Genomic DNA, 26065 nt, shown 5'->3' on the forward strand with positions numbered 1-26065 from the left:
GTCAGAAAACATAACATGGATTGGTTAAAATTCTTGATTTTAGGTTTCATTTATGGTATGATAATCCTCGTAACTAATAAATGATGAAATTCATACTTGTTTTCAGTATGAATTCTTTATTTTTTTGAGCCCTTTTGGGTATCCCTTCCATTGCTCTTCTCGAGACAACTGGATTTGATATAAAGGAGAACGAAATGAAGAAAAAACTAGTAGCATGTTTGCTTTTCTTATTTCCACTATTCGCCTTTGCGAGTCAAGCACAGGCTGAAACTGTAAAAGTCGTTTTCGATACGGCATATGCGCCCTTCGAATTCAAAGACTCAGACCAAGTTTATAAAGGAATTGATGTTGAAATCTTGGATAAGGTCGCTGAAATTAACGGATGGACCTTAGAAAAATCGTTCCCAGGCTTTGATGCAGCGGTCAATGCAGTTCAAGCTGGTCAAGCCGATGCCATTATGGCAGGGATGACCAAGACCAAGGAACGTGAGCAAGTCTTTGCGATGTCTGATACCTACTATGATACAAAAGTCGTGATTGCGACTAAGAAAGCTAACAAAATCACTTCCTATGACCAGCTCAAAGGAAAAACGGTCGGAGTCAAAAACGGAACAGCTGCTCAACGCTTCCTTCAGAAGAACAAAGATCAGTACGGTTATACAATCAAGACATTCGATACCAGTGATTTGATGAACAATAGTTTATCAACCGGTGCAGTGGATGCCATTATGGACGACCAACCTGTTATCGAATATGCCATTAAGCAAGGCCAAGATCTTTCTATTAATATGGAAGGAGAAGCTGTTGGAAGCTTTGCTTTTGGAGTCAAAAAAGATGGGTCCCATGAAAACCTTATTAAACAATTCAATACTGCCCTTGCTCAAATGAAGAAAGATGGTACACTAGACCAAATTATTGAAAAATGGACTGGTAGCAGCCAATCATCATCTTCAACAACGACTACCGCCAGCACTTCTGCTGTTCCTGAAACGAGCACAAAAGCTGGCCAAAAGGCGACTCCTAAGAAGAAAAAATACAAAATTTCTAGTGATTCCTCTTTTGCTCCCTTCGTCTTCCAAAATGATCAAAGCAAATACACTGGGATTGATATGGAATTAATTAAGGCCATTGCCAAAGACCAAGGCTTTACTCTAGAAATTAGCAACCCTGGTTTTGATGCCGCCGTCAGTGATGTTCAGAATGGAAATGCGGACGGAATGATTGCAGGCATGACTGTAACAGATGCTCGTAAGGCAACTTTTGACTTCTCTGACCCATACTACACAACGAATTCGATCCTAGCAGTTCAAGAAAGTAGTAAGATTTCTTCCTACGAAGATCTAAAAGGAAAAACAGTTGGTGTCAAAAATGGTACTGCTTCTCAAACTTTCCTCGAGGAAAACAAGAGCAAGTATGGCTATAAAATCAAAACCTTCTCAGATGGGGCTTCTATGTATGACAGCTTAAACTCTGGTTCTGTAGCTGCTATCATGGATGACGAACCTGTGATCAAATACGCCATTAAACAAGGACGTAAATTCAAAACACCTATCGAAGGAACTCCAAGTGGTCAGACTGCCTTTGCAGTTCAAAAGGATTCAAACCCTGAATTGATTGAAATGTTTAACAACGGTTTGGCCAACTTAAAAGAAAGTGGCGAATACCAAAAGATCTTGGATAAGTACCTTTCAAGCGATAGCGAAGAATCCACAGAATCTACTGCAGTAGATGAAACGACTATCTGGGGCTTGCTCCAAAACAACTACAAACAATTGTTAAGTGGACTTGGTGTCACTATTGCACTAGCACTTCTATCATTTGCGATCGCTATGGTGATTGGGATCATCTTTGGAATGTTCAGTGTCAGTCCTTATAAATGGCTTCGTTGGACAGCTGAGATCTTCGTCGATGTCATCCGTGGTATCCCACTGATGATCCTTGCTGCCTTCATCTTCTGGGGAATTCCTAATTTGATCGAGTCCATGACAGGTCATCAATCACCAATCAATGACTTCCTTGCAGGTACCATCGCTCTCTCCCTCAATGCTGCTGCTTATATTGCTGAGATTGTTCGAGGAGGGATTCAAGCAGTCCCTGCCGGACAGATGGAAGCTAGTCGAAGCCTCGGGATTTCTTATAGCAAGACCATGCGCAAGATCATATTGCCTCAAGCGACTAAACTGATGCTTCCAAACTTCGTCAACCAATTCGTTATTGCACTGAAAGATACGACTATCGTGTCTGCGATCGGTTTGGTCGAGCTCTTCCAAACTGGTAAGATTATCATCGCTCGAAACTACCAAAGTTTCAAGATGTATGCAATCCTTGCGGTCTTTTACCTCGTCATCATTACCTTATTGACACGCTTTGCAAAACAATTAGAAAAGAGGGCTAACTAATGGCTAAATTAAAAATTGATGTCCATGACCTCCACAAATATTACGGTGAAAATGAGGTCCTAAAAGGCATCTCAACAAAATTCTACGAAGGAGATGTGGTTTGTATCATCGGACCATCTGGTTCAGGTAAATCAACCTTCCTACGCAGTCTCAATCTTCTCGAAGAAGTAACCAAGGGACAGATTACCGTGAACGGCTATGATCTTACTGATCCAAAAACAAACATTGATATCGTTCGTGAAAATGTCGGGATGGTCTTCCAGCACTTCAACCTTTTCCCTCATATGAGTGTTATCGAAAACATCATGTTTGCTCCTTTAGAGCACAAACGTATGAGTCGGGAAGAAGCTAAGGAATTAGCAATGGAACTCTTGGAAAAGGTTGGACTGGCTGACAAAGCTGATGTCTCTCCTGATAGCTTGTCAGGTGGTCAGAAACAGCGGGTGGCCATTGCGCGTGGTTTGGCAATGAAGCCAGATGTCATGCTCTTTGACGAACCGACTTCTGCCCTTGACCCTGAAATGGTAGGGGACGTACTGAACGTTATGAAGGACTTGGCTAAACAAGGCATGACCATGATTATCGTTACCCACGAGATGGGATTTGCTCGTCAAGTAGCCAATCGTGTCATCTTTACCGCTGATGGGGAATTCCTCGAAGACGGCAAACCAGACCAAATCTTCGACAACCCACAACACCCACGTTTGAAAGAATTCTTGGATAAAGTCTTAAACGTTTAATAAAAATAAAAACTGGAGCTTGACCTCCAGTTTTTTTCTTCTTCCAAATATGAAAAATATTAAGAAATTTCATTTAAATAACTTGCTAAATGAATCAAAAAACTATACCATAGTAGAGTGTCAAAAGACGTAATAAAAGAATGTAGGTAAATATGAAAAAATTATTAGAAAAAGTTAGTATCCTTTCTTTATCTCTGGTACTAACAACTTCTTTCTCTATCTCAAGCGCACTTCCTTCCATGTTTAATTATTACAAGGATTTACCTAAAGGCCAGATTGAACTCTTGGTATCTCTTCCATCTGCTGGTATCATGGTCACCTTATTTTTAAATACTCTTATCGAGAAGTTTTTAGATGAAAGAAAGATGATTGTTACCGGTCTCTTGATTCTTTCCTTTTTTGGAATGATTCCCTTCATCAACCAAGCTTATCCGGTTCTTTTTCTTTCACGTTTAATTTTTGGGATGGGAGTCGGATTGATCAATGCAAAGGCAATCTCCATCATTAGCGAGCGCTACCATGGTCGCGAAAGAATCCAAACACTTGGATTTCGTGGTTCTGCTGAAGTAGTCGGAACTGCCTTAGTCACCTTATTAGTTGGTTTTCTATTACAATTTGGTTGGACTGCAAGTTTCTTAGCTTATGGAGCTGGTTTAATTGTTCTCTTCCTTTTCTTAACCTTCGTTCCTTATGAAAAACACGAAGAAGAACATCATGCTTCTGCTAACCATAAAGAGCCACTAAAAAAAGAAGAGTGGAAATTAACCATTATCTTAGCTCTTGTAGCCGCAATGATTGTCTTATGTAATGTCGGTGTTACTCTTCGCATACCAAGTATTGTTGCTTATACCTTCAAAGAATCATACAATTCAGCTAGTCTCATCCTAAGCGGTATGCAACTAATTGGTATCCTCGCAGGTCTCACATTCTCTGGACTTGTCCATACCTTTAAGAATAAGCTCATTACATTTGCGGGTATTGCTTTCGGCCTTTCATTAATTGCGATAGCTCTATCTCCTAGCATTCCTTTACTTGGAATTTCTGCTCTCTTCTCAGGTTATACCTATAGTACATCCCTCACAATGGTCTTTCAGATTATTTCAGAGAAGATCCCTGCTAAACGCTTGAATCAAGTTACTTCTGTTGCCGTTTTAGGTTGTAGCTTTGGAGCAGCCATTACACCTTTTGCTCTAAGTACCATCGGATTCATCTCCGAGAGCAATGCTTTTATTTTTACTGTATTAGGTATTGCTATGGCTCTCCTGGCCTTCTCTCTTCTCTATCTTTTAAAAGATCAGCAGGATTAAATACAAAAGACTGGACAAAGATCCAGTCTTTTTCTGTCTTAATTACTAGAAAGTTGGGCAGTTTGCATTTTGTAATATACACCTTTTTGAGCCATCAACTCCGTATGATTCCCGTATTCGACAATATTTCCATCTACCATAACTAGGATGAGATCCGCATTTTCAATTGTAGATAGACGATGGGCAATCACAAAGCTCGTTCGACCCATCATCAACTTATGAAAGGCCTCCTGAATGAGCAACTCTGTCCGCGTGTCAATGGAAGAGGTCGCCTCATCTAGGATCAGAATCTTAGGTACTGCAAGAAAGACCCGAGCAATGGTCAGAAGCTGTCTTTGTCCTTGAGAGAGGGAGTCTCCCGCATCCGCTAGATAGGTATCATAGCCATCTGGAAGCTGTTGAATGAAGAAATCAGCATTGGCAGCTTTTGCTGCTTGAACCACTTCTTCCCGACTAGCATCTGGTCGACCAAATGCGATATTCTCATGAACCGTTCCAACTTTGAGCCAAGTCTCTTGTAGAACCATTCCAAACTGCTTGCGGTAGCTTTCTAGACTATAGCTATCTACAGCTTCATGATCTAAGCTCAACTGCCCCTGATCCACATCATAGAATCGCATGAAAAGGTTAATTAGTGTAGATTTCCCAGCCCCAGTTGGACCAACAATAGCTACCTTACTAGCTGGCGGGATGGAAATGGAGAGGTCCTTTATGAGGGTCTGATCAGGGCGATAACCAAAGCTGACATGATCAAATTGGACAGCTCCTTTGACAGTCTCTTCTTGCAAGTCTCTCTTACCACTTTCTTTCACTTCCTCTTGGTCTAGGATACTATAGAGGCGCTCTGCACAAGCTAAGGCGCTCTGCAGTTCAGCAAGGACAGAGGAGATGTCATTGAAGGGTTTAGTATACTGATTGACATAGTTGAGAAAGGCCACCAACTGACCAACAGTAAAGGTCGTTCCAGATAGGATACGGAAGGCACCAAATCCCGTCACAAGCGCATAGATTAGGGCATTGACAAAGCGCGTCGCTGGATTAACGGTGGAGGAGTAAAAAATCGCTTCTTGAGAATAACCAGCATAGTCGCCATTGATCTCAATAAACTTGTCTTTAAACTGACCCTGCGCATTAAAAGCTTGGAGCAAGCTTTCTTGACTGAGAGATTCTTCAATCATCTGCGTCTGAGCCCCACGAGCTTGGGTCTGCATCCGAAAGAGATGGTAGGAACGCTTGGCAATAAAACGAGCGATAAAGAGTGATAAAGGAGTCAGGATCAAAACCATCCCCATCATCATCCAATCCAATCGGGCCATACTAGCGATGGTCACTAAGATTGTAAGAAGACCAACAAAGAACTGACTGAAGACCATGAATAAACCATTGTTCAGTTGTTCAACGTCCGTGGTCAAGCGACTGACCAAATCCCCAGTACCTTGACGATCCAGGAAAGATAAAGGAAGGACATGTACTTTCTGGATGACCTTCTCCCTTAAGTCCTCACTGTATCGATAGATCATCTGATTGTAAATTAAAGGATTCAACCATTGAATCAAGGTTGCAAAGAGGATCACTAGACCCATTTGCAGGATAAGTGGGAGTATGAGGTGAGCTGCATCAGGGAGGACCACTAAGTCTATTGCCCGCCCGATTAGGATAGGGATATAGACGGTCAACAAGACTTGTAAGATGGTTCCCAGACTGGCTAAGATTAGCCAAATGGGCTGTTTGGCTATATCAGCAAGCAAGCGCCGTAAATAAGTCTTCTGTTTCATTCTGCCCCCTCCTCTCTCTTCTGTTGGGAGAAATGAATCTCTTGGTATAAAGGATTGGTTGCCACCAAGTCTTCATGACTTCCTAGGCCGACTTGACGACCTTTATCTAAGATGAGAATTTGCTCAGCACTTCGTAGACTATTGGTCCGCTGCGAGATGAGGATGAGGCTTGTTTCCGTCAACTCCTCTTTTAGAGCCTGTAATAGTCTTGCTTCTGTCAAATAGTCCAAGGCAGATGTAGAATCATCCAAGACCAAAAATGGTGCTTGGCGAAGGACAGCCCGAGCGATGGTTAAACGTTGCCGTTGACCACCAGAAAAATTCCGTCCAAAAGCTTCTACGGGAGCCTCTAGTCCTCCCTCTTTCTCACGGACGAAATCAGCTGCTTGCGCAACTCCCAAGGCCCACCACAACTGCTCTTCGTTCTGTTCCTCATTTAATCCTAATGTTAGGTTTGAACGAATACTCCCTTTAAAGAGCTCAGCCTTTTGTGGAACTACTGCTACCCAGTCACGCCATTGACGAAGAGTCTTTGGATTTTCTCCATCTTTAAAAATAGTTAGACTTCCTTTACTTGCTTCATACAGATGACCTAACAATTGAACCAAAGTAGATTTACCAGCACCTGTCCCTCCTATGATTCCCAAAGTTTGGCCCTTGTTCAGGGATAAGTGAATCCCTTCTAAGGATGGTTTTGCAGCTAAAGGATAGGTAAAGACAAGGTCTTGGATCTGGAGGGCCAGTTGAGGGTCAGAAACAGATACATCATCCAACTCTTGATCCAGCTCTTCACTTTTTTCTTCAAAGACCTGGACTATCCGACCAGCAGCAATATAGCTTTGGTTGAGCGATGTCACCAACATGGCTAACTTCAGCAATTCCGTCAAAATTTGAAGCAGGTAATTGACCAAAGCAACCAACATTCCTTGACTGAGGGTCCCCATTTGAATAGAGGCTTGCCCTTGCCAAAGAATACAAATCAAGGTTCCATTCACGACGAGAAAAGTTAAGGGACTGATTAAACTAGACCATTTAGAGACCACTAATTGCCACTTCGTATAGTCTTGGTTAACCTCATTAAACTCTGCTTCTTCGTGAGATGCCTGCCCAAAGGCGCGGATAACCCTCATCCCTTGTAACTGCTGACGCGTAATGGTAACCATTCGGTCCGTAATTTTCCTTATGCGCGCATAAAGAGGATTGACCAGACGAGACATAAGGACAATGATTAAGGTCAAGAGGGCAACCATACCAATAAACCATAAGGTCAGTTGCGGACTAATGGTGAAGGCCATAAAAATCGATCCGAAAACGACAATCGGCGCACGGAGAAATAGACGTAAAAATAAATTAATCCCCGTTTGAATCTGATAGGTATCACTGGTTAAGCGCGTCACGAGACTTGAGGTGGTTAAACGGTCTCTTTGCTCCTTAGACAAGCTGAGAATCTTCTCATATAGGTCATTAGTCAATTCCTTGGTATAGCCAACCGCTGCTTTTGACGAATAATATTGGGCCGTTATCGCTACAAGAACCCCAAAACCAGCAAAAACAAATAAGAGACCAACCAGTCCAAATATCCCCCCTTGATCCTGACGGGGGATGAGCTGATCGACCAGATGGGCAATTAAAAGTGGAACCAGTAATTCAAAAGTTGCTTCTAACAACTTGAAAAACGGTCCCAGTATGGATTCTTTTTTATAATTCCTGAAGTATTTCAATAAGTCTTTCATACTACTAGTTTCTCTTTCTAATGGATGTACTTATTTTACCACAATTTAGAAAGAGAGAAAAACTCTCCCTGCAAAGCAGAGAGAGTTGAAAAACGACCCAATGTACGTCAGGAATATTATTCCATCTTTGTCCCCTTATTTAATAGATTGCCCATTTTCCCTAATCCAATCAGTAAGAGAGGGAAAGATAGGAGGATCACAAGGCCTAGTACAAGGAAAACAGCTACAAATCCACAAGTGTCAATCAACCAACCAGTCAGTGGGAAGATCACAATCATAGACAAACTAAACATCATCGAATTGATACTAAGCATGGTTGCTCGTACACTAGAAGGCAAATAAGCTTGTAAATCATTGTAGTAAATGGGTTGATACACTGCATAAAGGGCATTGGTCAAGAGATAGACACTCAGATAGGCGAATGGAGTCCTCCACCCTACCAACAGCAAGGCCAAACCTGTCAGTGCAACCAGGATTGGAAAGACTTGATTACTGTTCCATTTTTTCCCGATTTGACTAGCTAGATAAACTGCTAGAAGATTAAATCCACTTCCAATCAACATGATGAGCGATACTTGCCAACTAGCTAGGTCACTGATTTTCTGTTGGTAGTAAAAATAAAACATACACATGATGGTTCCTACCAGCTGATAGGTGAACATCCAGTAAAACAAGACTGGTTTTTCCTGCCACTCTTGTTTCACTACCTCCAATATACGCTTTATGGTCAAGTGATTTCTTTCACCGCTCTTACTCTCTGGCTCTTTCATTAGAAAAATCAAGAGAATGGATAGCAAGGATAGTCCAATAGCAATCAGATAGGTCCAGGCCAATGCTCCGTGAATAAAGAAGCCTGCCACAACTGTACCTAAGGTTCGGGTGACTTCTGCCACACCATATAAAAAGCTAGAAATCTGAAGATATCGGTCCTTTTGATCAGCTTCAACAGCAGAATCATATAAGAAAGCGGTACTGGTCCCTGAGTCAAAATTGTAGGACCAAGCATTGACCATCATAGCAATCGCATAAATCCAAAAATTCCCCTGACCAAACAAAATCAAGATAGAGGCTACAATACTGGCCAAGCGAGCCAAATTGAGATTGGTCTTGTAGCTAAATCGATCGGCCAACATACCAGATGGGATTTCACATAAGAGACTTGTCCCATGAAAGATACTCTCTAATAGACCGATTTGAAGCAAGGAAAGACCATTTTGGATAAAAAATAAAATCCAAAAACTAGTAATTCCAAAATAAGATGTAAATTCCAGACCTGCTAGGAGTGGAATATTGCGTTTGTAAGTTCTTTTAAACATTGTTTTCTCTCTTTCAATAGATATTTTTTGTGTTTCTAAAAGACTTACTTAGAGTTGCCTACATTTTCTCCACCTCTTTCATTTAAAGTAGAGGCTGGGACAAAAGTCCTAGCCTCTCAATTATCTTTGAATTGTCGAGCAAGACGCAGTGGTTGAGTGGGCTCTACTACGCTGATTTCATCAGCTTTTACAGCCCAACTCAACTGTGCGGAGGTGGGACGACGAAATCGAATTCTAACGAATTACCGATTTCTGTCCCACTCTCTTATAGTTATTAAGGTTTGATACGGTGCAACATACGTGGGAATGGAATGGCTTCACGGATGTGTTTTGTACCTGCTGCAAAAGTCACCATACGCTCGATACCAATACCAAATCCACCGTGTGGGACTGTACCGTATTTACGAAGGTCAAGATAGAATTCATATTCTGTACGATCCATACCAAGTGATTCCATCTTAGCGACAAGGGCATCGTAGTCTTCCTCACGCATGGAACCACCGATGATTTCTCCATAACCTTCTGGCGCAAGCAAGTCTGCACAAAGCACGCGATCTGGGTTACCAGGAACTGGTTTCATGTAGAAGGCCTTGATGTCTGCTGGATAGTTGATCACGAAGGTTGGTACACCAAAGTGGTTTGAAATCCAAGTTTCGTGTGGAGAACCGAAGTCATCTCCATGCTCGAGATGTTCGTAGTCCGCATCTTCATCGTTTTCATGCTCTTGCAAGAGATCAATCGCTTCATCATAAGTAATGCGTTTGAACGGCTCTGCAATGTAGCGTTTCAAAAGCTCAGTATCACGTTCCAAAGTTTCCAAGGCTTGAGGAGCACGATCTAGAACACCTTGAAGCAAAGCTTTAACATAAGCTTCTTGCAAGTCAAGTGACTCATCATGTGTCAAGTATGAGTATTCCGCATCCATCATCCAGAACTCAGTCAAGTGACGGCGAGTTTTTGATTTCTCCGCACGGAATACTGGACCAAAGTCAAAGACACGACCAAGGGCCATAGCTCCAGCTTCAAGGTAAAGCTGTCCTGATTGACTCAAGTAAGCTGGTGTCCCAAAGTAATCTGTTTCGAAAAGTTCTGTAGAATCTTCTGCCGCATTTCCTGAAAGAATTGGGCTATCAAACTTCATGAAGCCATTCTTGTCAAAGAACTCATAAGTTGCATAGATAATAGCGTTACGGATTTGCATCACCGCTACTTGTTTGCGTGAACGCAACCACAAGTGGCGGTTATCCATCAAGAAATCTGTTCCGTGTTCTTTTGGAGTAATTGGGTAGTCTTGCGATTCACCAATGACTTCGATGTCTGTAATATCCAATTCATAACCAAATTTAGAGCGCTCGTCTTCTTTGACAATCCCTGTCACAAAGACAGATGTTTCTTGGCTCAAGCGTTTGATGGTATCAAATTTTTCAAGACCCACTTCTTCACCGAATTTTTCGATAAAGTTTGGTTTAAAAGCAACCCCTTGGAAAAAGGCAGTTCCGTCACGCAATTGCAAGAAAGCAATTTTCCCTTTTCCTGATTTATTCGACACCCAAGCCCCGATGGTCACTTCTTGACCAACGTAATCTTTTACTTCGATGATGGTAATCCGTTTTTTCATAATACATCTTCCTTTTCTCATTGTACTTGTCCGAAGACATGATCACCTTTCATTTTACCACAAATAAGAGCCGATAGCTATCTCTCACAATCTAAAAATTCGGCTTTTTTTGACGAAAACAGACATTTTAAAAAAAGTAATTCAACTTTCTCAAATTCTTGAACCGATTTAAATATTCTATCCTATATTTTGATTATTCAAAGGAAACCCCTGCAATTTCATCCCTTTATAGCAGCTGTTTTTGACAAGTAAAAAGCTTGCAAGTTATACTATCAGTATGTATAAAGAGGAAAATATGAAAAAGAAAATTTAACTCACTACGGGATTGTGTGCAGCTGTTTTAGCCCTCAGTCTCGCAACAACCACTTTTGCGGATGAGCAGACTGCACTAATCACTGCTCCTATCTCTGAGCGACAAGATACGCTTACTCCTGTTTCAGTCATTTCAGAGAGTGGAGCTACTGTAGTTACCAACGAAACACTAGCCCCACTTCCTAACGAAGAAACAACTACCCCAACCGTTGAGGAAGCAACCCCAGCTTCTGCTAAAACTCCAGTAGATCCACGAATCTCTGAAATTCGTGTTATCCATCGTCGTCGGACTTTGAAACCAGACTTTTCTCCAGTTGCTTCTTCAACAGATGTCGTCTACAAGACAGTTGAAGCCCATGCTTTTACCGAATATGATGTCTCTGGAAATGGACCAGCAACGGTTACAGACGAAAACGGAAAAACATGGTACCGTGTGCGATATTCTGATCTTGGTATCAAAGATGGCTTTGCATACAATAGCGCTCCAGAAAAAGGTTCTGCTACAGCACCGGTCATTGAAGTCATTCATCTCTATGACGATATCGATTTGAATCCTGACGTTATTAAACGAGCTCGTTTTGTGGATGAAAAGGGACAAGAAATTGCGCCTTCCCAAGAAAACAGCGTCGAGCGGAGCCTTGATTTGGCTTACGAAGCTGGTCTACCAACAGCACATGCTCAGATCCAAGCTAATGGAAAAACTTATACCTTCCAATCAGCTGACAAAGGAGAACTGACCTCCCATAAACTCCACATTTCTAACCTGGTTACAGTAACCTATTTCTATAAAGAAGTGACCAGTCCAGTAGTTGAAAAACCTGTGACTCCACAGCTGCCAGAAAAACCTAGTCAAAAACTCCGCCTTCCCAAAGGAAATAACGGAGCTAAGACCCGTGTCCCTGTGAAAAAGGCGAATACTATTCTATCTGTCGATTACTTATAATTCTATAGAAAAGAGGCTAAGACAAAAGTCCTAGCCTCTCAATTATTTTTGGATTGTCGAGCAAGACGCAGTGGTTGAGTGGGCTCTACTACGCTGATTTCATCAGCTTTTACAGCCCTACTCAACTGTGCGGAGGTGGGACGACGAAATCGAATTCTGACGAATTACCGATTTCTGTCCCACTCTCTTATTTTAATTCTCCATAAATTGATGCAAGCGGCGAACAGCTTCTTTCAACGTTTCCAGGTCAGTAGCATAGCTAAGACGGACATTTTCTGGGGCTCCAAATCCAGCACCTGTAATAAGGGCAACACCCACTTCTTCCAGGATGGCAGTTGCAAACTCTGTCACATCCGTATAACCTTTCATCTCCATGGCTTTTTTGACATTTGGGAAGAGATAGAAAGCTCCCTGTGGCTTGATGACATCAAAACCTGGAACTTCGCACAAAAGAGGATAGATGGTATTCAAACGCTCCTCAAAGGCTTGACGCATCACCTCTACCGAGTCTTGTGGACCTGTCAAGGCTTCAATCGTAGCATACTGCGATACGGCCGTCAGGTTGGAAGTTGTTTGACCAGTCAGTTTACTCATAGCTGCGATGATTTCGGGATCACCAACCGCATAACCAACCCGCCAACCTGTCATAGCATAGGCTTTTGAAACACCGTTAATGACAACCGTTTGTTTGCGGATAGCTTCCGATAAGCTTGAAATCGGAACAAACTCATTGCCGTTATAGACCAGACGACCATAGATATCATCCGCTAAAATAATAATGTCATGTTCGACAGCCCAATTTCCAATGGCTAGGAGTTCGTCCTTGCTATAAATCATCCCCGTCGGATTAGAAGGAGAGTTTAAGACCAAGACCTTAGTTTTCTCCGTCCGAGCTTCTTCCAATTGCTCAACGGATACCTTAAAATCATTGGCTTGGTGTCCTTTGACATAGACGGGAACCCCTTCTGCCATCAGGACCTGGTCTCCATAGCTGACCCAGTATGGTGTTGGAATGATGACCTCATCGCCGGGATTAACCACAGCCATAAAGAAGGTATAAAGCGAAAACTTCGCTCCAGTCGCAAAGGTGACTTGATTTGGTGAAACGGAATATCCATAGTATCGTTCAAAATAGGTATTGACGGCAGCCTTTAATGCAGGTAAACCAGAAGCAACCGTATAAAAAGAAGCCCGCCCATCCCGAATAGCTTGAACTGCAGCATCTTGAATATTCTCAGGAGTGTGAAAATCAGGCTGCCCCAAGGTTAGAAAGAGGATATCTTTTCCTTCTGCCTTTAGTTTTTTTGCTTTGGCATCACTTGCTAGGGTGACACTTTCTTCCATCTTTAATACACGATCAGAAATTTTCATACCTTACCTACTTTCTATTTGGGACCAGCTACAGACGAACAAATTTAGACAAAGATTCTACCAGAAGCTGGCTACAATACCTATATTATACACCATCTATCTGACTTGGAGCAAGATTTTACTAAGGATTACCCAGAAACTTTACACCTTCTTACTATTCGACAAAGAAATAATTTGAGATTAAAGTTAACAGACCTATTTCTTGTGTTGATAATTCTATTATCTTGTCACCCGCCTGTAATCTATTTGATATTAAGGCTTAATAGCGTCTAATACTATTTATTGATAAAATAATAGTATGAAGAATTTAGAAAAACTATTTGAAGAAGCCCAAACAGAATTAAAAACCATGATTGTCTTTCACAAGGCGGAACGGACTTTTCGTGCAGCAGAGTCTCATGTCTTTAAGGAACATCAGTTGACCCCTACTCAGTTTTCCGTTTTAGAAACCTTGTACAGTAAGGGGGATCTCCGTATTCAGAACCTGATTGACAGTATTTTAGCGACCTCTGGAAATATGACTGTCGTCATTCGAAATATGGTGCGTGATGGATGGATCAAACGCGAAACGGATCCAGATGACCGTCGTGCCTGCATTGTTTCTTTGACAGAAAAGGGACGTAAAAAAATTATCGAAGTACTTCCTGATCATATACAAAATGTTCAAAAAGTTATGAGTGTCTTTAGCGAAGAAGAACAAAAACAACTGCAATCTCTTCTGAAAAAATTAAAGGGCTCCCACTAAATTCTAATCATTCAATCAGTCGTGTTCATGGCTAACTATGAACGCGTTTTTTGATTCTCAAAAATAGAAGGTACTAGTCGCTGCTGACTAGTACCTTTTATTTACTCATATTTCACAAAGACTAATTGTTTGTCAGTCGATAAGTCAGACTGGTATGCAAAGCCATTAAAGGTTAGCTGCTTCATCTCTTCGACCTTCGTAATTTGCTTCTCTAGTAAGGCTGTCACGAAAGCCCCACGCGCTTTCTTAGAAATGGTCGAGTGAACCTTCAACTGCCCATTCTTCTCTTCAAAGAATTTAAAAGTCACCATCCGATTTTGAATCTCCTTAGAAAAGACTGTTTCAAACTCACTGGAGAGCAATGAAATAATCAGTTCTTCCTCCTGAAGAGCTTGATCATAGACAGCCTTCCAAAAGGGCTTTAAGGATTTACCCTGGACCTTAAGCTTCATTAGAAAGTCCAAACGATGGGGAGCAATCGAAGTAAGGGCTGGAATCACTCCATAAAGAGCTGAGGTGATCAAGAGATGGTCTTGCACATAAGCAGCTTCTGCTTCTGTCCAGTCCATACGGCGGATATTCCGATACATGAGGCCGTCAAAGAGCTTCAAAGCTGGATAGGTCTTAGCTGTACCCGACTTGAGCGCTTGGATCCGTTGCTCTTCTTCACTTGCTCGTTCTTTAGAAATCTTATAAAGTGAGGCTAACTCTTCTAGAGATAATGAAGCTAAGGCATCGATGACCGCTTGTGTCTCATTTGATATAGGATTCCCCATTTTTTCTGGGGTATCCAGATTCATTTCTTTTGCAGTTGGAATTAATAGTTTCATAGAATTATTGTACCATATTTCATTTTCGCTTGACATAAAATTACCATCATGTTATCATCTAGTTATTAAAACTAGATAACAAAGAGGTAATAACTATTTTATTCAACTACAGTTATCCCAGGTGGGAAGAAATTCCTGATATTGATCTTTATTTGGACCAAGTCCTCCTCTATGTCAATAAGGTGTGTGCGCCTTTTATCTCAGAAACAGACAAGGGCTTGACAGCCTCCATGGTTAATAATTACGTTAAACACGGCTACCTGCCAAAACCAGATAAGAAGAAATACAAGCGACAGCAAGTTGCCCGTCTCATTGCTATTACGACCTTAAAGACGGTTTTTTCGATTCAAGAGATCGCAGCTACCTTGAACCTCTTGCAGAGTCAAGCCAACTCCGCAGACCTCTACAATAGTTTTGTGGACTTTCTTCATGAAGAGAAAGAACCTTTAGCACCCATTATCGGATCTGCCTGTCGTACCGTGCTACTCTATCAAGAAACGCTATCCTATATCCATGTTCATTCTGAGGAGGAAAAATAAAAGTGAATTATGCTAGTAAATTAAGTAAACGATTATCCTTTGGGGAAGAAATCGCTAATAGCGTCACCCATGCAGTCGGTGCCGTTTTGATGCTCTTTCTCTTACCAACTTCTGCTATTTATAGTTATGAAACACATGGGACTCTATCAGCTATCGGGACTTCTATTTTTGTCATCAGTCTCTTTCTCATGTTTCTCTCATCGACCATCTACCATGCTATGGCCTATGACTCACCTCAGAAGTATGTCCTTCGGATCATCGATCACTCCATGATTTATATTGCCATTGCAGGTAGCTACACACCCGTCGTTCTTTCTCTCATGAACAACTGGTTCGGCTATGCCATTATCCTGATTCAATGGGGGACGACCATCTTTGGGATACTCTACAAAATTTTTGCTAAGAAGGTAAATGAAAAATTCAGCTTAGCCCTCTATTTGATTATGGGATGGTTGGTGATTTTCATTATCCCACAGATCATTAGCCAAACAAGTCCAACCTTCTGGGGCTTGATGCTGATGGGTGGCCTATGTTACACAGTTGGAGCTGGATTTTACGCCAAAAAGAAACCTTATTTCCACATGATTTGGCATCTCTTCATCTTAGCCGCTTCTGCCCTCCAATATATCGCGATTGTTTATGTCATGTAAGAATCTTAGACTCCAAAAAATGGGAGTCTAAGAATGTTGACCTACATTTTTTATTAATACATATCAACTAATGCTGAAAAAGTTAAAATGAATGACTAGTAACTTCATTTAAATAGTTAGTGAAACTTTCCGCTGTGAGAAAGGTGCTAGAAACACTATTGTTTCTAGCACTCGGGAGTTTTGGAACCATAGATCCAAAACTAAGTCATGGAACTTCGTAGAAGTTCGCTGACGTCCGTACTCACCTAAGGAAAGTTTCTAAGATAACTTTATCATCAATCAGGGACTCTCAAAATGGGAGTCTTTTTTCATATTCTTTACTTGCAATTTTAACTCCAATTGACTACAATAAAGAAAAATTGTACGGGGACAGTTATGACGACCAAATACCAAAAAATTTTTACAACATTAAAAAACCAGATTGACCAGGGGATCCTAAAAACTGGAGACCGCCTGCCTTCCGTTCGCCAACTAGCCAGTCAGTATGTCTGCAGTAAGGATACCGTCCAGCGCGCCCTGCTCGAGCTCAGCTACAAGAACTATATCTATGCTAAGCCCCAAAGCGGCTATTATGTCCTGGAGGAAGAGACTGGAAAGCATACCGACCTGCCTCTTCGCCTCAAGGAAGATCGCTTCCAGGCCTTTGAAGACTTTCGGACTTGTATCAACGAAACCCTTGTCGGTCGTGATAATTACCTCTTCAACTACTATGAAAAGCAGGAAGGTCTAGTCGATCTCCGTCAATCTATTGCTTCTCTCCTGCGAGAAGATGCCATTTATACCCAGGAGAAACAAATCGTTATCACCTCAGGAACCCAGCAAGCCCTCTACCTCCTAAGTCAGATAGTCTTCCCAAACCAAAAAGAAGAAATCCTAGTAGAGCAACCAACCTACTACCGTATCAACAAGTTAATTCACGAGCAAGACTTGCCTTATCAAAGCATCAATCGCTTGCCCCAAGGAATTGACTTTGAGCAACTGGAAGCCATTTTCAAAAGTGGCAGGATCAAATTTTTCTATACCATTCCACGCTACCATTACCCGCTGGGACATAGTTATAACAAGCAAGAGAAGGAACAGATATTGGCCTTAGCAGAGCTCTATGATGTCTACATTGTCGAGGACGATTACTTGGGGGATTATGAACCACATTTTTCTCCTAGCTTTCATTATCTGGATGCAAACGACCGGGTTATCTACATCAAATCTTTTTCTACCAGCCTCTTTTCTGCCCTTCGGATCACTTCAATGGTTCTGCCCCAAGCCCTCCTTGCCCCTGTCTTAAAACTGAAGGGAACACTTGATTACGAAAGTAACTTGGTCATGCAGAAGGCCTTGAGTCTCTATATTGACAATGGCATGTTTGCCAAAAATAAAGATCTCCTTCACCAACAACAAGCTGTCCAAACAGAGCAGGCTACTTCTCTTCTCTATCAATATTCTCTCCCCATTCCCGCTTGGCCTGTCATTGGAGGTGTTTTACTAGATTTAAGACAGGTCCCTTCGGTCGCTCGACTGAAACATAGCGGTCTCCCTCTCCACTTCTTCGAATCTGCCTATATTAAAAGCTGTCCCTATGCCTTTGCCCGTATCAATCAGGACAAACTGGAAGAGGTTTTACCCCAAATTATCGCTTATCTATGATTCATCCTATCCTTTCTATTTCTTGAGTTATTGTATATATAAAACTATGTTACAAAAAAATTACAATTATTACAAAAAACACTTGACATCTGTAACAATAGGAGTATAATCTAAGTCAGAAAGATAAAGAGGTGATATTATGAAACGATCTTTGATTCGTTGGACTGCAGCCTCTCTTGTGGCTGCATCACTTGGACTTGCTTTGGGAGGGTGTGGCTCAAAAGATAAAACAACTTCCTCATCCGAAAAAGCTTCTAGCTCAAAAGTTGAGAAAAAGCCAAAAGCTAGCTTGAATAAAAAAGCTACAGCTTCTACTTCTCAAGCAAAAGTAGGAACTGAATCTTCAAGTCAGGCAAGTAACCCACCAGCTTCAACTGAACCGAACAAGGCAGAAGATACATCTTCATCTGATCAAGCAGTTGTTCCGTCAGATCTTGTCGGCACATGGGTAGGATCTAGCCCTCAGGCGGATAGCATCAAAATGACTATTGAAGCCAATGGAGATATTACAACTGTCGTTAGCTTTAAAAATGATAGTGAACCAACACGCACAGCTACCTATACTGCAAGAGCTATTCAAGCATCTGGTAATGTCTATTACTGGGAGTCAGAAGGTCTTAATGGCGCAGATGCACTACTTCCTGGTATTACTGGATTAGGAGTAGCAAATTTCCGCTTCAAACCAGGATTTATTCTTGAGGAAGGTCATTATACTCCGATAGCCTTCACAACAGATATCAATACAGATTTTGACTATAGCAATTACAGAGATTTCCACTTCTCATTGACCAAAGAGCAATAAGAACAGGAAATTCACCACTAAAAAAGAATGTTGACCCCTCAACATTCTTTTTTATGTTTTAATCACTTTCAGAAATTAATTGGGTTAATCCCTTACTTCTTGGTCAAAGCCCAACTCTTCCCTACAAGCTCAAAGAGTAGATCGTCCTCTACTCGTCCATCCAAGGGGATGCTGATCCAGTATTTCTTGTTCATATGATAGGCTGGATAGAAAGGTAGCTCTTCTAAGAGTTGGCTGACATGGTCCAGTTTAAGATTTAGAACCTCAATCTTCCCTTTCTGTCTCGCATCTAGCTTGGACCAGTCTATCTTCATAAGAACGCCAAACCATTTGAGATCTTTTTGATGACGAAAGACACCCGAGTCTGGTGAGCGGTCCCAGAGGTATTCGATAGGACGGTCATATTGCTGGCTGATCCAATCCACCAAGCGCTTGGTCTGAGGATACAAAAAATCTTTGACAGCAAAACAGGAGCTTCTGATGACTTCTAAGGCCTGCTGACAGGCTTCTCTGACTTGACCCACATATTGACCTACCATCTGGTCCATATGAAGCTGCACATAGTCGTCGCCTGTCTCCTGATCCACTAACCAAAAATGCACTTGCTTACCTTGGACAGTCACATAAAGTTTGAAGTCTCCATCCAGGACCAGTTGATCATAGTGAAACTTCTCTCCCTGCTTTGAAAACCCATAAGCTAGGGCTTTTTCTTTGTCTATACTGTATTTCTCAAAATAATCTGGTAAAAACACGCTCTACTCCTTTCCCTCCAGTATACCAAAAATCAAGAAAAAAGAGCTGAGATTTCTTTCTCAACTCATATGCATTTAAAAGACAACACGAGTTCCATGGACCTGATCCACCCCTGGAAGGTCAAGGAAAAGCTGTCGATTCTCCAAAGAGATACCACCACCTGCCAAGATTTCTAACTGGCCATCAGCTAACTGAGCATACTCTTTGTAGCGCTCTAAACGAAGTTTTAAGTCTGTTTCTGGACTTCCAGCTCTCGTTAACAGTCGCGTCACGCCCACTTCCTTCATCCACTCGATACTCGTAGCTTGATCTTCTAAAGGAATCTGGTCAAATGCCATATGCATGGTCAATTCAAATCCTTGGCTAGCTTGGATGAAACGAAGCATGGCGTCTTTATCCAGCTGATTGTCAGCAGTCAAGACACCTACAGCCAAGCCATCGACACCCAGGTCACGAGCAACTTTCCAGTCTTCTAACATAATATCAAGCTCTTGCTCAGAGTATACAAAATCTCCTCCTCGTGGACGGATCATAACGATGACCTTGGCCTGATAATCTTTAGCAAGCTTCACAGCTTCTTTGATCACAGCATAGCTTGGAGTCGTACCTCCAACCGCTAAGTTATCACATAATTCTACACGACGCGCTCCTGCTTGAAAAGCTTTTTCTAAAAGTGTTATGTTCTCTGCACAAAATTCATATAGTGGCATTTTAAATCTCCCTGCATCTGAAATCGTTTTCTCGTTCTACCTTACTCTTTTTTCAATGCTTTGTCAATTAGAAAAACCATCAGCCTCATCAGAAACCAATGGTTGATGCTTAATAGGAAATTGGAACAATAATTTGTAATACCATGTTCCCTTTTTCGACCCTCGCAGAATGGATTTGGTAGCCACTTGTCGGCATGGTCAATTGGATTTGATTTCCTGTCATAGTAGCTCCTGTGCCCTCTTGGTTAACTTTTTCAGCAATCTTTGAAGCAACCAAGCTACGTGGAATCGGCAGATGTCCAAGACGGGCCCGTTCTAGGTTCAAGGTCAATTGTTGATCCGTCACACTTGCTGTATAGTCCATGCTCACCATGGTTTCTACCGGTCCCAGTTCAATTGGAACCTGAACATTGATGTAGTCTCCATTCATAGCAACTGCTGTATTGAGGAGAGTTTCATCTGTCATTTCCCCTGCCATGGATTTAATAACTTGGCGCAATTGAGGAGAATTCAGCTGAAGCTCCGTTTGGAGGCCAGAAGCAGTCACGTTTGCAGTAGAAAGACTTTCTTGGGCCAGATCTACCAGCGAAGTATTCACTGTTACATTTTTAAATTGCTCTTGAGTCGAAATTTTTGCCGGAATCAAGAAAACTGCTAAGACAATCACTAGGAGGAAGGTCAGTCCGATGAGTCGTTTGATCCATTTCCACATATGGTCACCTCTTTTCGTTTAGTTGGATAAAAGAGAATTCATCTCCATCACTATTGATCTATTCTTTTTCAAAATATGAATTCTATTCTACCCTAATTTTTCAAAAAAAGCGAACGAGAGGAATAAGTTGCACATAAGAAAAGAGGCTAGACAAGGTCCTAACCTCTATTTCAATGTTAATGGAATTGCATCCCACCATCCACGATGATGGTTTGTCCTGTGATGTAGTTTGAATCAGGACCAGCAAGGAAGCTAACCGCTGCAGCGACATCTTCGGGTTCTGACAAACGTTTGAGGGTAATATCTTTAGCGAAAGTTTGCATCCCCCATTCGTCATCTTTACCAGCCTTCTTCCCAGATTTATGAGCGATTTTAAATTAAATAAGATGACTGGTGAATAACTAGGAGTATTTTCTTAACAAAAACACCCATGTTGCCTATTGTTTTGGGAGTTATTTCATGCTACACTAATCATAAGAAATTCAAACAATAAGGAGATCAAACAATGAAAGAATTCATGGATAAATTGAATAACCTACCTAAGCCGGTTCAATACATTATTGCCATCATTATTTTCTTTATCGCTTTTTACATTTCTTATAGCTTGTTTTAAGTTAGAACGTACAAAGCTCTCTTTAGCTGATGCAGTATATTAAAAGAGGCTAGGACAATAGTCCTAGCCTCTCAATTGTCTTTGGATTATCGAGCAAGACGCAGTGGTTGAGTGGGCTCTACTACGCTGATTTTATCAGCTTTTACAGCCCTACTCAACTGTGCGGAGGTTGGACGACGAAATCGAATTCTAACGAATTACCGATTTCTATCCCACTCTCTTTCTTTTTTTAAAACATTTTAAAGACTGCTACTGCTAGTACTGCTCCAATGATTGGACCAACTACTGGAATCCAAGAGTATCCCCAGTCGCCATCTCCTTTGTTAGGAATAGGAAGGAGGCTGTGCATGATACGAGGACCTAAGTCACGAGCTGGGTTGAGAGCGTAACCTGTGGTTCCACCAAGAGACAAACCAATCCCCACAATCAAGGTACCTACAGCAAAGGTACCAAGCCCTGCTTGAAGGTCATAAAGACCAAGCGCAAAGATAGTTAGTAGCAAGACAAAGGTTCCAAGGATTTCACTGATGAGGTTTGAAGTAGTGTCCTTAATTGCTGGACCAGTACTGAATGTTCCAAGGATATTTCCAGGATTTTCTTCTGCTAAGTAATGCGGTTTGAACTGCAACCAGACAAGGACTTGACCGACCATGGCTCCGGCAAATTGTGCAAGGATATAAGGAATGACAGATGCCCAAGCTAGGCCACCATTAAGAGCAACCCCAATTGTTACTGCAGGGTTCAAATGGGCCGGACTTAACTTACCAGAGATGAAGGCTGCGACAGCAACCGCAATCCCCCAACCAAGAGTAATGACGATCCAACCTGAGTTGTGGCTTTTCGTTTTTGGAAGAACCACTCCTGCTACAACCCCATTTCCCAGAAGAATGAGGATTAAAGTTCCTAAAAATTCACCAAATAATTCTTTCATATGATTTAATTCTCCATTATAAAGAGGGGAAGGTTAGACAGTCTTCTTTCCAACCCCTTTTTTGTTTTTCTTAGTTTTTTAATGCTTCCAAGTCATTGTTTTCCAAAGCGACTTGCAAGTCTTTGCGGTAGCCAACTTTTTCTTCTTCTGACCATTCATAGAAGCGGCCCATTTCATCCAAAACAGGTTCGATAATCGCATCTAAGCTATCCCGCATGAAGAGCATGTGATTGGTACGACGAAGGAGGAAGTCAACTGGGCTAAGTGCCAATTCATTGCGCATTGCATAGTGAAGTGACAAGGTATCAGCCAAACTCAATCCAGGTGCCTGTTCCACGCTATGAGCAAGGGCGAAGACCTTAGGTGCATTGGATCCATATAGGTTAGCTAGGTAGTGAGCTTCCTTGCTATCCAAGCCACGAGATACGCCAAGTTGAGCAAAGGCTTCGATTTCAGAATCCACGTTCGTTGGGTTAATTTCTCCACCTGATACTGGATAGGTCTTAGAGTTGATCAATTTGAACTGACGGTCAAATTCTTCCTTGAGAATGGTCAAGACACGCTCCATCGCTCCTTCAGCCATCTTGCGGTAGTCTGTAATCTTCCCACCAGCCAGGGTCAAAAGACCATTGTCATCGCGGTCTAAGCTTGATCCACGAGAAACAGCAGATGGATCCAAATGTTTTTCAGAAGTGCTGCCTTCCAAGTGGCTGATTGCTGATTCAACATCTTCACGCGATTTTTCTTTAGAAAGATAGCCTTCAACTGTTGCAATCAAAGCATTAAAGCTTTCATCACTGATAGTGCCGTTGTTTCCACCATTGTAGTCAGAAGCACTGTTTCCTGAGATCAACGGACGAAGACCAGCCCAGCTACTTTCGATATCATCGATGGTGATGTGAGCTTCTGGGAAGCGGTTATTCACGATTCCTAACAAGTAGTCGACATCTTCTTGAGTTACTGTTGGATGCTCTAAGTCGCCAGTGTAGTCCGTGTCAGTCGTTCCGAAGTAAGTTTTGTTTTCACGTGGCAAGACGAAGACCATCCGACCATCTCCAAGACCAGTATCAAAGTAGACTGGTTGAGAAACTTTGATCTTGCTTGAATCTACGACCAAGTGAACACCCTTGGTTGGACGCATTTGTGAATGCTGCTCTCCATCGTTTGAGAGGTTACGCACTTTATCGCTCCAAGGACCAGTTGTATTAATCACCAAACGAGCCTTGATTTCAAAGACTTCATCAGTCAAGAGATCACGCGCCACTACACCTGTGATCTTGCCAGATTCATCAAAGAGGAATCCTTCAGCTTTTACGTGGTTAGCAATGAGGGCCCCATCTTGGTTGGCACGTTTGATATTTTCAATCACCAAACGAGCATCGTTGTTACGGAAGTCTAGGTAGACCCCACCTCCGACTAGACCTTCTTGTTTCAACTCAGGCTCACGAGCCAACACTTCTTCTTTGGTCAAGACCTTGTTGGCAGCTGGAGTATTGCTGACACCTGCCAAGAGGTCATAGAGGTCCATGGCTACCTTAAGACGGAAGAGGCTAAAAGTTGCCCCATCTTCATCATAGACTGGTAAGAGCATTGGGTCTGGTTTTGGAATATGAGGAGCAATTTGTTGCACTACTGCACGTTCTGATACCGTATCTGATACCACTTCTACGTCAAATTGTTTGAGGTAACGAAGTCCACCGTGGACCAATTTTGTTGAACGGCTTGATGTCCCTTCCGCAAAGTCCTGCATTTCAATCAAACCTGTTTCAAGACCACTTGCTGCTGCCTGCAAGGCTACCCCAGCACCTGTGATCCCTCCCCCGATAATCAAAAGATCCAGGGTGCGTTCTTGCATTTTCTTAATCGATAATTCACGAGTTTTCTTTGAAAATTCCATAATTCTTCACTTTCTATCCTACTGAAGTCTTGACTAGTCTTCAATTTCTGCAAAGAGTTGGGTAGCTTTAACAGCTTTCTTCCATCCCTTGTAGAGTTGTTCTTTACGAGATTCGTTCATAGAAGGCTCGAAGAGTTCACCAGTTGCATTGAGTTCTTTCAATTCATCTAGGTCTTTCCAGTAGCCGACTGACAGGCCAGCAAGGAAGGCTGCCCCCAAAGCTGTTGTTTCCAAGTTTTTAGCACGAGCGATATCAATACCAAGAATATCCGCTTGGAACTGCATCAAGAAGTTATTCATAGCTGCTCCACCGTCCACTTTAAGGACTTGAATAGCCGTCTTAGCATCAACCTGCATAGTATCGATGATATCCCGTACTTGGTAAGCAATGGATTGAAGAGTCGCCTTAATAAAGTCTTCTTTGGTTGTTCCACGAGTCAAGCCAAAGACAGAACCACGAGCATTTTGATTCCAGTATGGTGCTCCTAGACCTGTGAAGGCCGGTACCACATAAACTTCATCATTGTTGTGAGAATCACGCGCATATTTTTCAGATTCAGGTGAGTTTTCCACCATACGAAGACCATCACGAAGCCATTGAATGGCACTACCCGCGATAAAGATGGATCCTTCTAAGGCATAGTATACTTTCCCGTTAATTCCATATCCAATGGTAGTTAGCAAGTTATTTTCAGATAGCTGCATCTCTTCACCTGTATTCATGATGATGAAAGATCCAGTACCATAAGTATTTTTAACCATACCAGGTTCAAAGGCCAACTGTCCAAAGAGGGCTGCTTGTTGGTCACCCGCCATACCTGAGATAGGAACTTCTCCACCGTAGAAATGGAAAGGAGCTGTTTTTCCATAGATTTCAGAGTTTGAACGCACTTCTGGAAGCATAGCCTTAGGAATATTGAGGATTTCCAAAATCTCATCATCCCATTTTAGGTCTTTAATATTGTAGAGCATGGTACGAGCAGCATTTGAATAGTCTGTTACGTGAGAAGCTCCGTCTGTCAACTTCCAAACCAACCAAGTATCGATGGTTCCGAAAAGCAATTCTCCTTTTTCAGCCCGTTCTTGTGCTCCTTCTACATGGTCCAAGATCCAGCGAATCTTAGTTGCTGAGAAGTAGGCATCAATGACCAAACCTGTTTTTTGGTGGAATTTTTCGACATACCCTTGGCTCTTAAGCTGTTCAGCTAAAGGAGCTGTTTGGCGAGACTGCCAGACAATGGCATTGTAGATTGGAAGTCCAGTATTCTTATCCCAAACAACGGTTGTTTCCCGTTGGTTGGTAATTCCGATAGCTTCGATTTGTCCTGGTTTGATGCCACTCTCGATAAAGGCACCAGCGATAACAGACTGAACAGAGTTCCAGATTTCATTTGGATTGTGTTCAACCCAACCAGCTTGAGGGAAAATTTGCGTGAACTCTTTTTGGCTAGAGCTTACTTTTTCTCCTTTTTTATTAAAAATGATGGCTCTAGAACTAGTTGTTCCTTGGTCAATGGCCATAATGTATTTTTCTTGTGACATGAACTGTCCTCCTGGGAAAAGAAATATTCTTTAGGAGATGTACTCCTTACATTGTCTAGTATACAAAATAAACCGCTTTCATGTTCATCAATTTTTTTTTAATTTTTAAAAAATATGAGGAGCGTCTCTTGAATCGCTTGAGACAGAAGAGATTTCCAAACTGCTGTTCTATTAAATTTTCAG

21 protein-coding genes and 1 pseudogene are annotated in these 26065 nt (G+C 41.9%); 9 read left to right on the plus strand and 13 right to left on the minus strand.

Features of this window, described 5'->3' with window-relative positions; all coding sequences use genetic code 11:
* Positions 1-194: 194 nt before the first annotated feature.
* The 3 genes from H8S88_RS06640 to H8S88_RS06650 all read left to right on the plus strand — a co-directional run bounded on the left by H8S88_RS06640 (position 195) and on the right by H8S88_RS06650 (position 4446).
* Positions 195-2399, plus strand: a complete 2205-nt coding sequence (locus H8S88_RS06640) for an ABC transporter substrate-binding protein/permease (RefSeq protein WP_236128185.1) — start codon at positions 195-197, stop codon at positions 2397-2399.
* Positions 2399-3139, plus strand: coding sequence for an amino acid ABC transporter ATP-binding protein (locus H8S88_RS06645; protein ID WP_048690604.1), 741 nt, complete (start codon positions 2399-2401; stop codon positions 3137-3139). The genes H8S88_RS06640 and H8S88_RS06645 overlap by 1 nt, the downstream gene beginning before the upstream one ends.
* Positions 3140-3291: 152 nt before the next feature.
* Positions 3292-4446, plus strand: coding sequence for an MFS transporter (locus tag H8S88_RS06650; protein WP_236128186.1), 1155 nt, complete (start codon positions 3292-3294; stop codon positions 4444-4446).
* Positions 4447-4484: 38 nt separating this feature from the next.
* Here the strand turns inward: H8S88_RS06650 and H8S88_RS06655 are convergent, their stop codons facing one another.
* The 4 genes from H8S88_RS06655 to asnS all read right to left on the minus strand — a co-directional run bounded on the left by H8S88_RS06655 (position 4485) and on the right by asnS (position 10891).
* Positions 4485-6221, minus strand: a complete 1737-nt coding sequence (locus H8S88_RS06655; protein ID WP_236128187.1) for an ABC transporter ATP-binding protein — start codon at positions 6219-6221, stop codon at positions 4485-4487.
* Positions 6218-7954 carry an ABC transporter ATP-binding protein gene (locus tag H8S88_RS06660; protein WP_140814060.1) on the minus strand — a complete coding sequence of 579 codons (1737 nt, stop codon included), beginning with the start codon at positions 7952-7954 and terminating at the stop codon, positions 6218-6220. The genes H8S88_RS06655 and H8S88_RS06660 overlap by 4 nt, the downstream gene beginning before the upstream one ends.
* Positions 7955-8070: 116 nt before the next feature.
* Positions 8071-9270: an MFS transporter gene (locus H8S88_RS06665; RefSeq protein ID WP_236128188.1), complete on the minus strand. Its 1200-nt coding sequence runs from the start codon at positions 9268-9270 to the stop codon at positions 8071-8073.
* Positions 9271-9544: 274 nt separating this feature from the next.
* A complete protein-coding gene (gene asnS, locus H8S88_RS06670) occupies positions 9545-10891 on the minus strand; it encodes an asparagine--tRNA ligase (RefSeq protein WP_192831858.1) in 1347 nt (448 codons plus the stop codon).
* A 322-nt stretch (positions 10892-11213) separates the two neighbouring features.
* Between asnS and H8S88_RS06675 the strand changes: the two genes are divergently transcribed.
* Positions 11214-12143, plus strand: coding sequence for a cell surface protein (locus H8S88_RS06675; RefSeq protein WP_236128189.1), 930 nt, complete (start codon positions 11214-11216; stop codon positions 12141-12143).
* A gap of 192 nt (positions 12144-12335) precedes the next feature.
* Here the strand turns inward: H8S88_RS06675 and H8S88_RS06680 are convergent, their stop codons facing one another.
* Positions 12336-13514, minus strand: coding sequence for a pyridoxal phosphate-dependent aminotransferase (locus H8S88_RS06680; protein WP_129822005.1), 1179 nt, complete (start codon positions 13512-13514; stop codon positions 12336-12338).
* A gap of 298 nt (positions 13515-13812) precedes the next feature.
* Between H8S88_RS06680 and H8S88_RS06685 the strand changes: the two genes are divergently transcribed.
* Entirely contained in the window at positions 13813-14259 is a 447-nt protein-coding gene (locus tag H8S88_RS06685) for a MarR family winged helix-turn-helix transcriptional regulator (RefSeq protein WP_236128190.1), read from the plus strand.
* Positions 14260-14360: 101 nt separating this feature from the next.
* Here H8S88_RS06685 and yaaA read toward each other — a convergent pair whose 3' ends face one another.
* Positions 14361-15089 (minus strand): peroxide stress protein YaaA, encoded by a 729-nt coding sequence (gene yaaA / locus H8S88_RS06690; RefSeq protein WP_236128191.1) that lies wholly within the window; start codon positions 15087-15089, stop codon positions 14361-14363.
* A 95-nt stretch (positions 15090-15184) separates the two neighbouring features.
* Here yaaA and H8S88_RS06695 point away from each other — a divergent pair, with 95 nt between their 5' ends.
* From H8S88_RS06695 to H8S88_RS06710, 4 genes are all read left to right on the plus strand, one after another.
* The gene (locus H8S88_RS06695; protein ID WP_125336062.1) at positions 15185-15628 is read left to right on the plus strand and encodes a DUF1836 domain-containing protein; all 444 of its coding nucleotides are present in this window, start codon (positions 15185-15187) and stop codon (positions 15626-15628) included.
* A 2-nt stretch (positions 15629-15630) separates the two neighbouring features.
* On the plus strand, positions 15631-16278 hold the full coding sequence (gene trhA / locus H8S88_RS06700) for a PAQR family membrane homeostasis protein TrhA (RefSeq protein WP_125336061.1): 648 nt from the start codon (positions 15631-15633) through the stop codon (positions 16276-16278).
* Between the two features lie 375 nt (positions 16279-16653).
* Positions 16654-17922, plus strand: coding sequence for an aminotransferase-like domain-containing protein (locus H8S88_RS06705; RefSeq protein ID WP_125336060.1), 1269 nt, complete (start codon positions 16654-16656; stop codon positions 17920-17922).
* Positions 17923-18061: 139 nt separating this feature from the next.
* Entirely contained in the window at positions 18062-18724 is a 663-nt protein-coding gene (locus H8S88_RS06710; protein ID WP_048691085.1) for a hypothetical protein, read from the plus strand.
* Between the two features lie 92 nt (positions 18725-18816).
* Here the strand turns inward: H8S88_RS06710 and H8S88_RS06715 are convergent, their stop codons facing one another.
* The 7 genes and pseudogenes from H8S88_RS06715 to glpK all read right to left on the minus strand — a co-directional run bounded on the left by H8S88_RS06715 (position 18817) and on the right by glpK (position 25882).
* Positions 18817-19476, minus strand: coding sequence for an MmcQ/YjbR family DNA-binding protein (locus tag H8S88_RS06715; protein ID WP_125336059.1), 660 nt, complete (start codon positions 19474-19476; stop codon positions 18817-18819).
* A 75-nt stretch (positions 19477-19551) separates the two neighbouring features.
* Positions 19552-20187 (minus strand): copper homeostasis protein CutC, encoded by a 636-nt coding sequence (locus tag H8S88_RS06720; RefSeq protein WP_125336058.1) that lies wholly within the window; start codon positions 20185-20187, stop codon positions 19552-19554.
* Positions 20188-20296: 109 nt separating this feature from the next.
* Complete coding sequence (locus tag H8S88_RS06725) at positions 20297-20899, minus strand: hypothetical protein (RefSeq protein WP_125336057.1); 603 nt, start codon at positions 20897-20899, stop codon at positions 20297-20299.
* A 176-nt stretch (positions 20900-21075) separates the two neighbouring features.
* Positions 21076-21276: pseudogene (locus tag H8S88_RS06730) on the minus strand (SDR family oxidoreductase); the annotation flags it as partial.
* 465 nt (positions 21277-21741) lie between these two features.
* Complete coding sequence (locus H8S88_RS06735) at positions 21742-22443, minus strand: MIP/aquaporin family protein (protein ID WP_125336056.1); 702 nt, start codon at positions 22441-22443, stop codon at positions 21742-21744.
* 70 nt (positions 22444-22513) lie between these two features.
* Positions 22514-24340, minus strand: coding sequence for a type 1 glycerol-3-phosphate oxidase (glpO, locus tag H8S88_RS06740; RefSeq protein ID WP_236128192.1), 1827 nt, complete (start codon positions 24338-24340; stop codon positions 22514-22516).
* Positions 24341-24373: 33 nt separating this feature from the next.
* Positions 24374-25882, minus strand: a complete 1509-nt coding sequence (glpK, locus tag H8S88_RS06745) for a glycerol kinase GlpK (protein ID WP_129821998.1) — start codon at positions 25880-25882, stop codon at positions 24374-24376.
* Between the last annotated feature and the right edge of the window lie 183 nt (positions 25883-26065).

Origin of the sequence: Streptococcus sp. GS001 (assembly GCF_021595565.1) — a bacterium.
Taxonomy (GTDB): domain Bacteria; phylum Bacillota; class Bacilli; order Lactobacillales; family Streptococcaceae; genus Streptococcus; species Streptococcus xiaochunlingii.